The following is a 13,842-nucleotide window of genomic DNA, read 5'->3' on the forward strand; positions in this document are numbered from 1 at the left end:
GATGTGGCCGCCTAGATCGTACTCGGCGCAACGCACCAGAATCTTTGCATTTCCGCTCGGGGTCGTCGATCGATACTTGTATTATCAACCAGCGACGTGCGGGGCTTACGCACCGAGCTGGGCAGCAGTACGATGAGGCCTCTTAGGAGTAAGCATTCGTCCAAGCACATCGACGCCATGTCGTACAAATATCTCGGCACTGGTCGCGACGCCCAACGGGAACACCTTCAGTGCCGCGAACTGCGATCCCGAGTGTTGCCGTCCTCCACATCAGTGCGTTATTTCCGGCGCATCGGGCACGAGATGCGCCAGCATCAAGGTGTCACGTCCGGATATAGGTGCGCCGGTCATGGGTAACGCCGAACGCGAATTGCCGGTACCTCCCTCCATCTCTCGCGTTGGCCAGCGGGCCAGACCCGGGATGCCGTCGGCGATTCTGGCGCCTAGCCGTACATGTACCTTCGCGACCATGCGAGCGAATCGTCCTGGCGTCCGGCTTTCTGACATACGACCTGATAGATCGAGAGTCGATCCTGCTGAAAAGCGTGGGCGCATCCAGCGAGATAGATGCGCCAGACTCGGAACGTCTCTTCCCCTGCGAGATCCTTGATCGATGGCGTGTTTCGTTCAAACGCATCCGTCCATGCGGCCAAAGTGTGCGCATAGTGTCGTCGCAGGTTTTCCACGTCGAGCGTTTCCAGGCCACCCCGCTGCATTGCTTCGAGTACTTGGCCGATATGCGACAGCTCTCCATTTGGAAAGACGTACTTATCCATGAACCCGCTGCCATCCACAGCCGGCGACCAGGCGATATCGGGGTCAGTCGACGTAATGCCGTGATTCATGGCGATTCCGTCGTCAGCCAGTAACGCAGCTATTCGGGCGAAGTACGCGGGAAGATTGGCACGGCCCACGTGTTCGAACATTCCTACGCTCGTGACGCGATCAAACTGGCCGTCGATATCGCGGTAGTCCTGGAGTCGAATTTCCACGCGGTCCGCAAGGCCTGCCTGCGCTACTCGCTCAGTGGCGAACGCATACTGCTTCTCGGAAAGCGTAATGCCGACGCACCGCGCGCCAAATTTTTCCGCGGCACGTATTACCAACGTCCCCCACCCGCATCCGATATCAAGCAGCGTTCGTCCGGGTTGCAACGCGATCTTTCTAAGAATGTGATCTATCTTCTTCTCTTGGGCCGTGTCGAGATCTTCGGCGCCGTTTTCGAAATACGCGCATGAATACACCATCGTGCGACCAAGCCACAGGCGATAGAATGCATCCGACACGTCATAGTGAAATTGAATCGCCTGCTTATCGGATTTCCTCGTATGGTGGAACTGCTTGAAGTTCACGAGGCTACTCGCAGGGGCGGCTTGCTTTCGTGCCAAGGCATAGGCGACAGCAATGACATCCGGCAAACGACCATCGATGTCGATCTCATTGTTCACGTAGGCTTGCGCCAGCCCGTCTAGCGTCGGTCGGCGCAAGCGTCGCAGTGCGGACGCTTGCTTGATGCTCAGGGTGACCTGGGGCTCGCCTGAATGACCTACATTGAATTCCCGCCCATTCCACAAAACAAGTCGCGCCGGAACCGGAACGAGTTTGCCTACATCGTCAAGCCACGACTCAAGTTTATTTTGCCAGAACATGAGTGACTCCTAGGTTACCCGCATGAATCGCGCGAACGAGGGCGTTGATATCGACCAATACCAAAACGTGTCGCGAAAGACGCACGTATGTCCGGACGAATTCCTGGTCGATGCGGGCAATTGGTAAGTCCTGCATTCCGTTGCAGGGTGGACCGGAAATTGCAACGTTTCAACTGAGTTAATTGTATATCACAACGTGATCTATAGTGGAATACAGCTTCGAGTCTGGTGGGTTTGCTGCCGCTGACATAGCGAAGCGACGGATCGTCGCTCCTCTCGCGTTGGTCGTTGTCTTCGCGATCCCTGGACTCCCGCAAAAACCAAGGACCTTTCAAATGAGCCAATCGCTCCCAACTTCACTGTCTGCCTCCGCGCTAGACGATCTGTGCATCAATACTCTGCGTTTTCTTTCGGTCGATGCCGTACAGAAGGCTGACAGTGGCCACCCAGGTCTACCCCTGGGTGCCGCACCCATGGCCTATGTGCTGTGGACGCGCTTTCTCAAGCATCACCCATCGAACCCGGCGTGGCTGGACCGTGATCGTTTTGTGCTGTCCGCAGGGCACGGCTCGATGCTGCTGTACAGCCTGCTGCATGTAACCGGTTACGATCTCTCGCTCGAACAGCTCAAGCAGTTTCGCCAATGGGGGAGTATTACCCCGGGCCATCCGGAACGCGGTCTCACGCCCGGCGTCGAGACGACGACGGGCCCACTGGGTCAGGGTTTCGGCAACGGGGTTGGCATGGCAATGGCCGAGGCGCATCTGGCCGCACGCTACAACCGTCCTGGCTTCGATATCGTCAATCACTTCACCTACGGGCTCGTGAGCGACGGTGACCTAATGGAAGGCGTCGCGTCGGAAGCTGCCTCCCTTGCCGGTCATTTGCAGCTTGGTAAGCTGATCTACCTCTACGATGACAATCGGATCACGCTCTCCGCCGGCACCGGCATCACGTTTACCGAAGACCGCGCGCGACGCTTCGAGGCTTACGGCTGGCACACCCAGTCAGTCGACGACGGCAACGATCTGGCGGCGATCGAACAAGCGCTCTGCAACGCTCGCGCCGAAATCAGGCGTCCATCGCTTATTTTGATCCGCACGCATCTCGGCTACGGTTCGCCGAACAAGCAGGATACTTACAAGGCACACGGTTCGCCTCTCGGGGCGGAAGAAGTGCGTTTGACCAAGCAAAATCTCGGCTGGCCAACCGAGCCGACGTTTTACATTCCCACGCCGGCCCGCGATCATTTTTGCGAAGCCAACGCGAAGGGCCAGCGAGACGAAGCCGAATGGAACACCAGATTCTCCGCGTACGCGCGGGCGTTTCCCGAACTCGCGCTCGAACTGGAACAAGTGACACGCGGTGAATTGCCCGCCGGTTGGGATGAGGACATTCCCATTTTTCCCGCCGACGCGAAAGGCATGGCCACGCGGATTGCTTCAGGCAAGGTGATGAACACCGTTGCGCCCCGTGTGCCCGCGTTGATCGGCGGCTCAGCGGATCTGGACCCATCCACGTACACCGCGCTGCAAGGACTCGGAGATTTCGAACCACCAGGCGTGAGTGCCCGCGATCGTCAGGGCTCCGAAGGCGGCGGCTGGAGCTGCTCCGGCCGCAATCTGCACTTCGGGGTGCGTGAGCATGGCATGGGAGCGATCCTAAACGGTCTGGCCGCCCATGGTGGGACTGTCCCGTTTGGCGCGACGTTCCTGATCTTTTCAGACTACATGCGCCCGCCGATGCGCCTTGCCGCGTTGATGGGTCTGCCGGTGATCTATGTGTTCACCCACGACAGCATCGCGCTTGGCGAGGACGGCTCTACGCATCAGCCCGTGGAGCAGCTTGCCTGCCTGCGCGCAATTCCTCGCCTCAACGTCATTCGCCCCGCGGACGCCAATGAAACCGCTGTGGCCTGGCGCGTGGCATTGGAAACCCGCGATCGACCAGTGGCACTGATATTGACGCGCCAAGACGTGCCGACTCTCGATCGCGCGCAATTTGCCGCGGCCGACGGTTTGCGGCGCGGCGGATACGTCCTGGCCGACGCGCCAGGCGGCAAACCGGCATTGATCTTGATCGCCACAGGCTCGGAAGTCGCACTGATCGTGGACGCACGAGAGAAATTGTTGGCGCGCAACATCGCTGTGCGCATCGTCTCGTTGCCAAGTTGGGCGCTGTTTGATGCCCAACCGCAACAATACCGAGACGCGGTGCTTCCGCCATCGATCGGCGCACGGCTTGCGGTCGAAGCCGGCGCTCCGCAAGGCTGGCATCGCTACGTCGGCGATCACGGCGATGTGCTTGGCATCGAACGTTTCGGCGCTTCGGCCCCGGGTGATGTCATGTTGCGCGAGTACGGTTTCACTGTCGAGAACGTCTGCGCGCGGGCTTTGGCGCTGCTCGATTGAGCATTGCACGCAGTCTCGGCCGGCACCTCATCTCACATTTGATGCACGCCGAGGGAGTTGAATTGTTCCAGCGACAATTGAAATACGAGCCCGCCCTCGGCGGCGTAGCGTCAAGACCGGCACTCCCAAAGTCGTTCGCTCTTGTGTCGTGGCGCAGCCGGTCTTCTGTCAGGCCTTCAAGGCTGGAGCAAAGCAGGTTCGGCCCGCACGTCAACACCCGGCACCAGAGAAACCGTGCGTTCGGGGGTATTTTTTTCGATGCGTCAGTCGACCATCATTCGGTGCTTCGCTTTACCGACGACCAGATTCGGTGCTTCGCTTTACCGACGACCAGAGACATGAGTCGCCGCGCGCGTGAGTCTCCGCGTACGCGCGAACGGCTTAACCGCTTAAATGACTCCTGCTGCCGCCGCAATCGCGTGGACCGTAAAGAAAATGTGATCAAGCCAGATTTCTCTGGACATGCACACTGTCTCCACAAGGGATCGCTGGCGAAGCGTTGCTTGAAGATGTAGCTTGCGCGCCTTCCCATGATGCTCCGCGGGCACCTTCCACGCCGGCCGCTCCGTAAGCAGTTAAATCTAACCAGTTCGCTTCGTGATCACGGTTTTCTGGCATGCGTTTGACCAAGCTTCTCCAGCATGGTGCTCTTCGAGGCGATGCAGTCCATCAGATCGTTCCACGACTTGTCGAAGGATTCGGTTCCCTCGCGCTGAAGTTGGGCAGCGAGCGCCGTATCGTCGACACCGGTCCGGGCGAATTCGGCGAGCACGTCTTCCGCATCACCGCCATCATCTGGCAAGACCCCACCCAGTTCACCGTGATCGGCAAACGCGAGCAAGGTCTTGTCGGGAATCGTGTTGATCGTGTCCGGTGCAGCCAGCGACTCGATATAGAGTGCGTCGGAGACGTCAGGGTCCTTCGTACCGGTGCTCGCCCAGAGCAGGCGCTGTGACCGGGCGCCAACAACCTCAAATTGTCGCCAGCGTGGCGAGATCAACAGTTCGCGGTAGGCTTTGTAGGTACGTTTGGCGATGGCGATCCCGAGGCGGTTGCGTAGCTGCGGTGGAACCTTATCCTTCACGGCAACATCCCAGCGGCTGACGAAGATTGACGCGACGGAGCCGACCATTGGATCGAGTCCCGCGGCAATCCGCCGCTCGATGCCGCGCATATACGCTTCTGCTGCCGCGAGGTATTGTTCGCGCGAAAACAACAGCGTGACGTTGACCGGAACGCCGTTGAAGATCGATTCTTCAATCGCGGGAACACCTTCGAGCGTACCCGGAATCTTGATGAACAGATTGGGGCGCTGCGCGGCTCGATGCAGGTTCGCTGCCGCGGCAATCGTGCCGACGGTATCGTGTGCCAGCAACGGAGACACCTCCAGTGACACCCAACCGTCAACACCACCCGTGCTGTCGTGGACCGGACGGAAGAGGTCAGCAGCCCGAGTCAAATCCTCGATCGCGAGGTCGAAAAACAACCCCTCGCCAGACTTTCCCTCAGCGGTCTGTTGGCGGATGGCAGCGTCGTAGAAGTCTGCGTCTTTGATGGCTTTATCAAAAATCGTGGGATTGGAGGTCAATCCCGTCACCGCAAATTCGCGGATGTAGCGCTGCAGTGTGCCGTCCGTCAGCATCCCGCGCGTGATGTTATCGAGCCAAAGGCTTTGGCCGAGATCATGCAGTTGCTGGGTTGGCTTCATGATGCCTCCTGTTGCGCGTGGCCCGTGGCGACCTTGCCGAACAGCGTGGCCAACCAGTATCGACCAGATCGCCGATGCGCTCAATCGTTATGTCGGCCGGCAAGTCGGTCGCCAGAATCCCGGAGCCAAGCGTAGTATCCTTGGCGCGAATATCTCAGCAAGTGTGATGTCAACTTGAGCCTATCGGTATCAGCAGACGTTGATACTTGCCGTAAGAGATCCTTGACAATCGTGTACTGAAGACAGCTCTCGGCTGCCCCGCCACCGGTCGACTTACGCCGTCAACAGAGGTGTCCCGAGCATTCCGCTGACAAACCATGGTGGTCGGCTCTGCCGGATCGTTGACTCGCCGTTTGCGAGTCGAAAAATCGCGTTACCAAAAGCAAACGAAGGCCGCTCATCCCTTTGCGTTCTCCGCATAAATCAGCACGCTGGATTCCACTACGCCGTCGGAAGTCTGCTTGGCAAGATCAGAAGGTATGTCCGAAACCTATGGGCTTTCACTCGGCGATGAAGTGGCCGCCAGACTTATCGGGCTTGTGCGCCACACGTTCGAGCCGTGGAGCCGGGCGCGCATGAGCGGGTATGTCGCCGACGCACAGCTGACGACCCGTCGCGAGGGGCGCTTTATCCTGGACGAACGAATCCTCAACCCCCGCTCACCGGCAAAATTTCTTAAAAACGCTTCCCCACGATATGAAACTTGCCGAAGGTCACCGCCGAATTGAAGATCGTGTGCCCGATGCCCGCCAGATTGATGAAGCGCGCCACGGCGGCAAACGGATCTGCTGCGTGAGCAAAAGCGCCTTCCAGAAAGTCGCAAAGCCGTCGTGGCCAACCCAATCTGGTTTGGCTCCCCACACGGAGCAGTGGCAACCGCCTGCGGCAGACGTACGTCCAGGTACTCCTTGTGTCGAGTTGTGCAGGCTCGTAAATTGCTGGTCACTATTGAATGTTCGCCACTGGTGTCGGCAGCCAGCGCAGCCGTCTACACCAAGAACAAGCCAATCGGACGCCGTCGTTTGCCGGTTCAACATCGACGCCTCGTGAGACGAAATCGCTTTGATTCCAAGTGCGGATCTCAGCAGTTGAATTGTCGTTTGTCGTTCGAAAAGTTGTCTGTCGCATTCTGCAGCGATCCACCACTCCTTTGTCTGGAGCGAATGTCAAGAATTATAATTCCGCCTCTCATCAATTTCGATCGGTTGAGCGGTCAAGGGCGGGCAGAAGCTCGAAAACGCGTCCTCGTGACGCACGGTGTAGAGAAGCTGGCGCGTCAATCGGAGCCAGCAGGAGCCCGGAATGCCGACGAACGATGCAGCAAGCGAAATGGTTGCTCTCGATCTGCATGATCTTTACGAAAACGCGCCCTGTGGGTATCACAGTGTCGGTCGCGACGGCACCATCCTGCGCATAAACCAGACGGAACTGACGTGGCTCGGCTTCACGCAGCAGGAGCTCGTCGGCAAGAGAAACTTCGCAGAACTCATTTCAGCCCGCTGTTGCAGCGAGTACAAACGCGCGCTCGAAGTACTCGTCACCGACCAAGAAATCTCAGAGATCGAGCTAGAACTGTTCCGCAACGACGGCTCGATGTTTGACGCATTCTTGCGGATTGCCGCAGTGCGAGATAGCCAGAGGACGTTTCTCTACACGCGCGCGACTGTAATCGATATTACGGCGCGCAAACGTGCTGAGACCGAAGCGCGGATTCATGCAGAGCAGTTGCGCGCCATATCGCAGCGCGTCGTTGAGATCCAGGAAACCGAACGGCGCGAACTGTCTGCAGAATTGCACGATCGTCTCGGCCAGGATCTCGCTGCGATCAACCTCAATCTGCATATCATCAAGGACCAGCTCCCGGCCGAATTATGGACTAAGGTTGGCCAGAGACTGGACGATTCCATCGCGCTGGTCGAACGTACGGTGGAGGTCGTGCGTGACGTGGCCGGCGCGCTCCGCCCGCTGGTTCTCGACGATTACGGACTCGCGGTAACGCTGAAATCGTGCGGCGAGCAGTTTGCGGCCCGAACCGGAATTCGCGTAATCGTCAACGCGAAGCACCCGGTTCCACGGCTCCAGCCAGAAGCCGAAATGGCATTGTTCCGGACCAGTCAGGAGGCGCTTGCCAATGTCCTGAAGCACGCTGGCGCGGCAGCCGTACGCGTGACGCTCGCGGCCGATGTGAAAAGCGTATCCCTGACGATCGCGGATGATGGCTGCGGTTTTGATGCCAAGCCCCGCACCGACCATCGAACCAATGGATTGGGATTACTTATCATGCAGGAGCGCCTGCGTGCGGTGCAAGGATCGTTGCGGATCGAGTCGCGACCGGGGGCAGGCACGAGCGTGATTGCGACAGTAAGGAGAGTGCAGTCATGATCAGAGTGTTGCTGGCCGACGACCATTTGATACTTCGTGAAGGCCTGGCAGCTTTGCTTCAGGCGCAGGAAGGTATATCGGTTGTCGCGCATGCGCAAGATGGTCGCGAAGCTGTGCGCAAGGCGACCGAATTCAAGCCCGACGTGGCGATCATGGATATTGTCATGCCGGAGCTGGACGGGATAGAAGCAACCCGCCTGGTCCATCAGCCGTCGCCGATGACCCAAGTGGTCATCCTCTCAATGTACTCGACCACCGAGCACATCTTCCGTGCGCTGCAGGCGGGGGCCAAAGGCTATCTTCTCAAGGAGTCAGCGGGGGCCGAGCTAGTGGCCGCCGTCAGGAGTGTTCATGCGGGGCGGCGCTATCTGAGCCAGAAGATCACCGAAGCAGTGGTCGACAACTACATTCGCGAGCATCAGCCGACCGACCCGCTCGGCAAGCTGAGCAGCCGCGAGCATCAGATCCTGCAACTCGTCGCCGAGGGCAAGAGCACGGCAGACATCGCCCGCACGCTATGTCTGTCGCCGAAGACGGTCGATACCTATCGCAGCCGGCTCATGCAGAAGCTCGATATCGACAGTTTTGCTGGCCTGGTCAAGTTCGCGATCGCCTGCGGGCTGACCCCTCCTTGATGGAGTGTAGCCGCAGGAGTCAAGAATGCCTGACTCCGGCTGTCGAGGTTTTCCTATTCTTCCATCTTTCACGCACGTGTAGCATCAGCTGCGTAAGCGAGGCGTTGCAAGGCTCCGGTCAAGCCCGAAATGGCGCACTCCGGCAAGGTGTGCGAACCGGGCCTACGAACTTGTCACAAGGGAGATCCGTCATGAAAAGACTTTTCGCGCGCGCGTGCACCGCGCTCAGAATGCTCTGGCTGCAACCGTTAGAATTATTGACAGTGCCCTTGCTGCGTCCAATTCGCATCACGGCTTCTCCGCCCGCTCAAAAGGCCCCATCCTCACGCCGGCGATAACTCATCGCCGATGTGACAGACTGCCTGGAAATGAAGCGAGAGCACGGCCGAAACTGTATCTCCAGCCGGTACCGTCATGGTGTCAGTGACCATTGATCGGCAATCCAAAGAGGATACCCATGCGCACTCCCGCGAGCATCTTCAAGCATCCGATCACCCGATGCTGATTGTCTTCCCGATCGGGCTGTGGATCTTTCGCTGGCCCGCGATCTGATTCGTCTGGCGGGTGCCTCGGGAAACGCGTGGCCGACAGTCGCGCTGTTCAGTATGGTGGGTGGCCTCGTTGGCGCGCCCTGCGCGGTGATACCCGGATTCATCGACCAGCTTTTCTACAAGGGCGGCACTCCTCCGGTCAAAAAATCGCGCTGACCCACATGACGATCAATCTCACGGTCGTCTTGCTGTATGCGATCAATATCTGGCTCCGCACCAGAGATCCCACGAGTATGGGTCCTGGCATGAGCACGCCCGTTTTGCTTTCGATTGTCGGTGTCGCGCTTCTCTTTGTATCAGGCTGGCTAGGCGGAGAAAATGGTGCATTTCTATGGCGTAGGCGTCGAAGAGCGGGAATAACAGCGCCGGGGCGCCGTCCTCCATCGCTCGATCTTAAGCCATGCAAGTATCAATCAGTGGATATCTATTTGAAGCACCAGCTTGCGCGGCGGTACGTGAGCATATGCCAACAATCATCGAAGTCAGGAGGATCGAATGAACGAACCCGAGAACAAGCTCAGCGGGCCGGACCTCATCAAGGGCGTCACGCTCTCGGAAGTCGCTGACGGCGCCATGCTGGCTGGGCACGCACACGGCGAACCGGTGTTGCTCACGCGGCATGGGACGGAGCTCTTCGCGATCGGAGCCATCTGCACGCATTATGGCGCCCCACTGGCCGACGGACTGGTAGTCGACGGCACGGTTCGTTGCCCATGGCACCACGCTTGTTTCAATCTGCGTACCGGCGAGGCCCTCCGCGCGCCGGCACTGGACCCAGTCTCCTGCTGGCGTGTCGAGCAGCAAGACGGCAGCGTGTATGTTCGCGAAAAGCTTGCACCTGCCGAACAGAAAGAGGTTCCGCTGGCGGCCAGCACACCGCAAGCTATGGTTATCGTAGGCGGCGGAGCCGCGGGCAACGCCGCCGCCGAGATGCTGCGTCGCGAGGGCTACTCCGGGCGCATTACCATGCTGAGCGCCGATGCATCGAGACCCTGTGATCGCCCCAACCTTTCGAAGGGCTTCCTCGGAGGCACCGCGTCTGCGGAGTCGAATCCATTGCGTCCGCCCGAGTTCTACCAGAAGCACCACATCGACCTGAAGCTGGACGCGTCCGTCGCCACGCTCGACACGAAGAGCCGGCATCTGCAACTCGTGGACGGTAGTCGCGTCGCCTATGATGCGCTGCTGCTTGCCACCGGCGCCGAGCCGGTGCGGCTCGACGTGCCGGGTGGCAATCTCCGACATGTGCACTACCTGCGCACGCTAGCGGATAGCCGTGCGCTTGTCGCCAAGGCGCTCACTTCACAGCGAGCGGTGGTGATCGGCGCGAGCTTCATCGGTCTTGAGGTGGCGGCATCGCTGCGGGCCCGCAATGTCGAGGTCCATGTGGTCGCACCGGACATGATTCCCATGGAGAAAATCCTGGGAGCGGACGTGGGAAAATTCATCCGCGAGCTCCATGAGCGCCACGGTGTGACGTTCCATCTCGGCACCACGGCTGTTTCCATCGACAAGCAAAACGTCCATTTAGCGAGTGGCGAAACCCTGCTCGCTGATCTCGTCGTCGTTGGCATCGGTGTACGGCCGATGATCGCCCTGGCCGAACAGGCGGGCCTCGCCGTCGATCGCGGCGTCACCGTAGACGAATATCTCGAAACCAGCGTCCCGGGCATCTTCGCGGCCGGCGATATTGCGCGCTGGCCCGACCGGCTCACCGGCGAGCGCATTCGCGTTGAACACTGGGTGGTGGCCGAACGCCAGGGGCAGACTGCGGCACGCAATATGCTCGGTCAGCGCGAACGGTTTGACGCCGTGCTGTTCTTCTGGACTGAGCAGTACGATTTTGGCCTCGGTTATGTCGGCCACGCGGAGCACTGGGACCAAGCCGCAATCGACGGACAGCTCGACGCTGAGAAGCAAGACTGCACGATCACTTATCGCCGCGGTGGCAAGAAGCTGGCCGTGGCTGTTGTTCGCCGCGATCTCGATGGCCTGTGCGCGGAAGTCGAGTTAGAGAGGACGATTGCCGCAACAGAGTAACCAAAATTCGCAATACATCGAGTTGTAGAAGGCTCGATAACGGAGGGGAACCCATCATGGCAGCGAAATTCAAAGTGGGCGATCACGTGAGCTGGAACTCGGAGGCCGGCCATGTCACCGGAAAGATCATCAAGGTTCATACAAGAGATGCCGATTACAAGGGCTTCACGCATCACGCAAGTCCGGATGATCCGCAGTATGAAATCAAGAGTGACAGGACCGACCACATCGCAATGCACAAAGGCGAGGCGCTGAAAATGACGCACACCTGAGAGCCTTCCGATAACAGCACGTCCACGCATGTTCAGGAACGAAAGAAGCTTCTGGACGACCATTGCCAACGAAAGGGATGCCGGCACGGGTCAAAATGCTCTCCACGCTGATCCGATCATATGTGTCTCGGGAATCGGGGAAGCAACGGTTAAGAGGGACGCCCTGCCCGTCGTGTTGACCGTTGGTGACTCGACGCGACCGCTCGTCGAATTTACTGCTCGGCTGGCGGCCCACTCGTTGACTCGTTGAGTCGACTCATTGCCGCGTTCACGGTGTCGCGATCGCGTCACAATCCGAACCTCAACCGCGACACGCTTCCGCACGCGTTGAAGGTCGCCGGGCATGCTACCCGTCTGGGTAGGCTCCTGACGCACCCATCATGGGTCCCTAATGGCTGGCAAAATGCCTTCTTTCGTGATTTCGCGACTACATGCAGACACCTGAATTCGCGGAGAATCTGGTCCTCCGCATCGAACAGGCGTCGTGTGAGCGAGTCGCACCCATGTGTGCCAAAGCCGTACCGTGCGCTCCTCGCTCGCTGATCGCCGGCGCGCGGGTAGTCCACGGCATCCATGCCGAGGAAATTATCACCGCGCCTCGTCCGGGGGTACACACCCTAACGCGTTTTGCCAAGACGGACAGTATGGAGTCACCGTCCGCCGCAAGCGCCGTCGCCCTGAATCGCGGAGCGTCTCCCGTTCACGCTCGACAATGCCAAACGGCCAGTTACTTGAGCCAACGTGCGTTGTTCCTACAGCCCGTATCGCTTTTCCACTGCACCGCGCGGTACGGACGTCGCGACGCAGTTCGGGCAACATCGTCGATCGCTGGGATGGACAAACGCATCATCGCGTGTCGCCTTTGCTGGCTGGTCCGTCGGACTAGCTGTGCCGCAGATCAAGCCGGTCATAACAGTCGAAACACCTCTGCTTCGGGTTTCGGCAAATGAAACACGCCTGCATCCCGGTTGGAAGTCGAGCTTGGAATCAGCTCTGGAACGCATGTTCGGCCTGCACACCGATCTGGCCGCGCTCCGTCGCTCCGATTCAAGCCACGACCGATATAGGAGATCGCGCGAATCACGCGCAAGTCGTGGTTCGCCCGACCTCAGGAAAGACGCGACAAGCTGACAAGATCGGAACGAAATTCGCTGAAAAAACCGAGGCGCTGGATTAGACGGGATCCGGAGTCAAGAATGCCTGACTTCAGCTATCGAGGTTTTCGTATTCCATCCTCGCTCATGCACGCGTAATGTCAAAGTTGGTAGCCGAGGCGTTTCAGCGATGGACCGCCCTCTATTTTTAATTCGTCGAAGGCTTGTCGTTCGACGCTCTCGAAGGAGAAGGACCCATGTTACGCAGCATGAGCGATCTGGAGGGCTACGCCATCGCCGCGACCGACGGCACCATTGGTCATGTGAAAGACTTCTATTTCGATGACAAAGCGTGGGTTATCCGCTATCTCGTTGTCGACACTGGCAGTTGGCTTTCGAGCCGAAAAGTGTTGATCTCACCTATTGCGATCGGCCACCCGAACTGGACGAAAAAAATACTGCCCGTTTCGATCAACAAAGAGCAGGTGAAAAATAGCCCCGATATTGACACCGAAAAGCCGGTTTCACGACAGCACGAAATGCGGTACCTCGGGTACTACGGCTACCCGAATTATTGGGACGGTGCTGGACTCTGGGGTGCGGGAGCGTACCCGAACTTGATGAGACCGGGCTACCCAGGCTTCGCATCGACACCGCAAGCCATACAGTCAGAAGTGGTGAAGGAGGCACGAGCCCAAACAGCACAGCATCAGGAGGACGATCCGCACTTGCGCAGTTGTCAAGCGGTAGTGAGTTATCACATTCATGCGAGTGATGGTGACATCGGCCACGTACAGGGTCTGCTCGTCGATGAGGAGACCTGGGCCGTTCGATACATCATCGTGAAGACGACCAACTGGTGGCTCGGTCATCATGTGCTTGTCGCGCCACAATGGATCCAAGACGTGCGCTGGCGCGACTCCACGGTCTCCGTCAACCTGACACGACAAGCAGTAAAAGACGCTCCGTCGTATGACTCAACCGAGCAACTGAATCGTGAACAAGAAAAAGACGTCTATAAACATTATGGGCGTCGCGGCTATTGGACGGACGAGTGAATGAATCCACAACATCACGCCACAACGTCCGCGCGATAGGTG

At 58.7% G+C, this 13,842-nt stretch carries 12 protein-coding genes; 8 read left to right on the forward strand and 4 right to left on the reverse strand.

Annotation, left to right across the window (positions count from 1 at the left end; genetic code table 11):
* Positions 1-270: 270 nt before the first annotated feature.
* Positions 271-471: a hypothetical protein gene (locus SBC1_RS36320; RefSeq protein WP_165105209.1), complete on the reverse strand. Its 201-nt coding sequence runs from the start codon at positions 469-471 to the stop codon at positions 271-273.
* On the reverse strand, positions 444-1,649 hold the full coding sequence (locus SBC1_RS36325) for a cyclopropane-fatty-acyl-phospholipid synthase family protein (protein WP_165105207.1): 1,206 nt from the start codon (positions 1,647-1,649) through the stop codon (positions 444-446). The genes SBC1_RS36320 and SBC1_RS36325 overlap by 28 nt, the downstream gene beginning before the upstream one ends.
* 335 nt (positions 1,650-1,984) lie before the next feature.
* Between SBC1_RS36325 and tkt the strand changes: the two genes are divergently transcribed.
* Positions 1,985-4,060 (forward strand): transketolase, encoded by a 2,076-nt coding sequence (gene tkt, locus SBC1_RS36330; protein ID WP_165105205.1) that lies wholly within the window; start codon positions 1,985-1,987, stop codon positions 4,058-4,060.
* A gap of 601 nt (positions 4,061-4,661) precedes the next feature.
* Here the strand turns inward: tkt and tal are convergent.
* Positions 4,662-5,768, reverse strand: coding sequence for a transaldolase (gene tal / locus SBC1_RS36335; RefSeq protein WP_165989239.1), 1,107 nt, complete (start codon positions 5,766-5,768; stop codon positions 4,662-4,664).
* Between the two features lie 675 nt (positions 5,769-6,443).
* Positions 6,444-6,611, reverse strand: coding sequence for a hypothetical protein (locus tag SBC1_RS36340; RefSeq protein ID WP_165105184.1), 168 nt, complete (start codon positions 6,609-6,611; stop codon positions 6,444-6,446).
* 459 nt (positions 6,612-7,070) lie between these two features.
* Here SBC1_RS36340 and SBC1_RS36345 point away from each other — a divergent pair, with 459 nt between their 5' ends.
* The 7 genes from SBC1_RS36345 (at position 7,071) to SBC1_RS36370 (ending at position 13,800) form a co-directional block, all read left to right on the forward strand.
* Positions 7,071-8,150 carry an ATP-binding protein gene (locus SBC1_RS36345; protein WP_165105180.1) on the forward strand — a complete coding sequence of 360 codons (1,080 nt, stop codon included), beginning with the start codon at positions 7,071-7,073 and terminating at the stop codon, positions 8,148-8,150.
* Entirely contained in the window at positions 8,147-8,785 is a 639-nt protein-coding gene (locus SBC1_RS36350) for a response regulator transcription factor (protein WP_165105176.1), read from the forward strand. The genes SBC1_RS36345 and SBC1_RS36350 overlap by 4 nt, the downstream gene beginning before the upstream one ends.
* A gap of 524 nt (positions 8,786-9,309) precedes the next feature.
* Positions 9,310-9,492: a hypothetical protein gene (locus SBC1_RS40290; protein WP_241202478.1), complete on the forward strand. Its 183-nt coding sequence runs from the start codon at positions 9,310-9,312 to the stop codon at positions 9,490-9,492.
* A 5-nt stretch (positions 9,493-9,497) separates the two neighbouring features.
* Positions 9,498-9,902, forward strand: coding sequence for a DUF2231 domain-containing protein (locus tag SBC1_RS40295; RefSeq protein ID WP_241202477.1), 405 nt, complete (start codon positions 9,498-9,500; stop codon positions 9,900-9,902).
* Positions 9,832-11,376 (forward strand): FAD-dependent oxidoreductase, encoded by a 1,545-nt coding sequence (locus tag SBC1_RS36360; RefSeq protein ID WP_165105173.1) that lies wholly within the window; start codon positions 9,832-9,834, stop codon positions 11,374-11,376. Before SBC1_RS40295 ends, SBC1_RS36360 begins: the two co-directional genes overlap by 71 nt.
* A gap of 56 nt (positions 11,377-11,432) precedes the next feature.
* Positions 11,433-11,648 carry a DUF2945 domain-containing protein gene (locus tag SBC1_RS36365; RefSeq protein WP_165105169.1) on the forward strand — a complete coding sequence of 72 codons (216 nt, stop codon included), beginning with the start codon at positions 11,433-11,435 and terminating at the stop codon, positions 11,646-11,648.
* Positions 11,649-12,999: 1,351 nt separating this feature from the next.
* Complete coding sequence (locus SBC1_RS36370; RefSeq protein ID WP_165105166.1) at positions 13,000-13,800, forward strand: PRC-barrel domain-containing protein; 801 nt, start codon at positions 13,000-13,002, stop codon at positions 13,798-13,800.
* The last annotated feature ends 42 nt before the right edge of the window (positions 13,801-13,842 follow it).

This window comes from Caballeronia sp. SBC1, from assembly GCF_011493005.1.
In the GTDB taxonomy this organism is placed as follows: Bacteria; Pseudomonadota; Gammaproteobacteria; order Burkholderiales; family Burkholderiaceae; genus Caballeronia.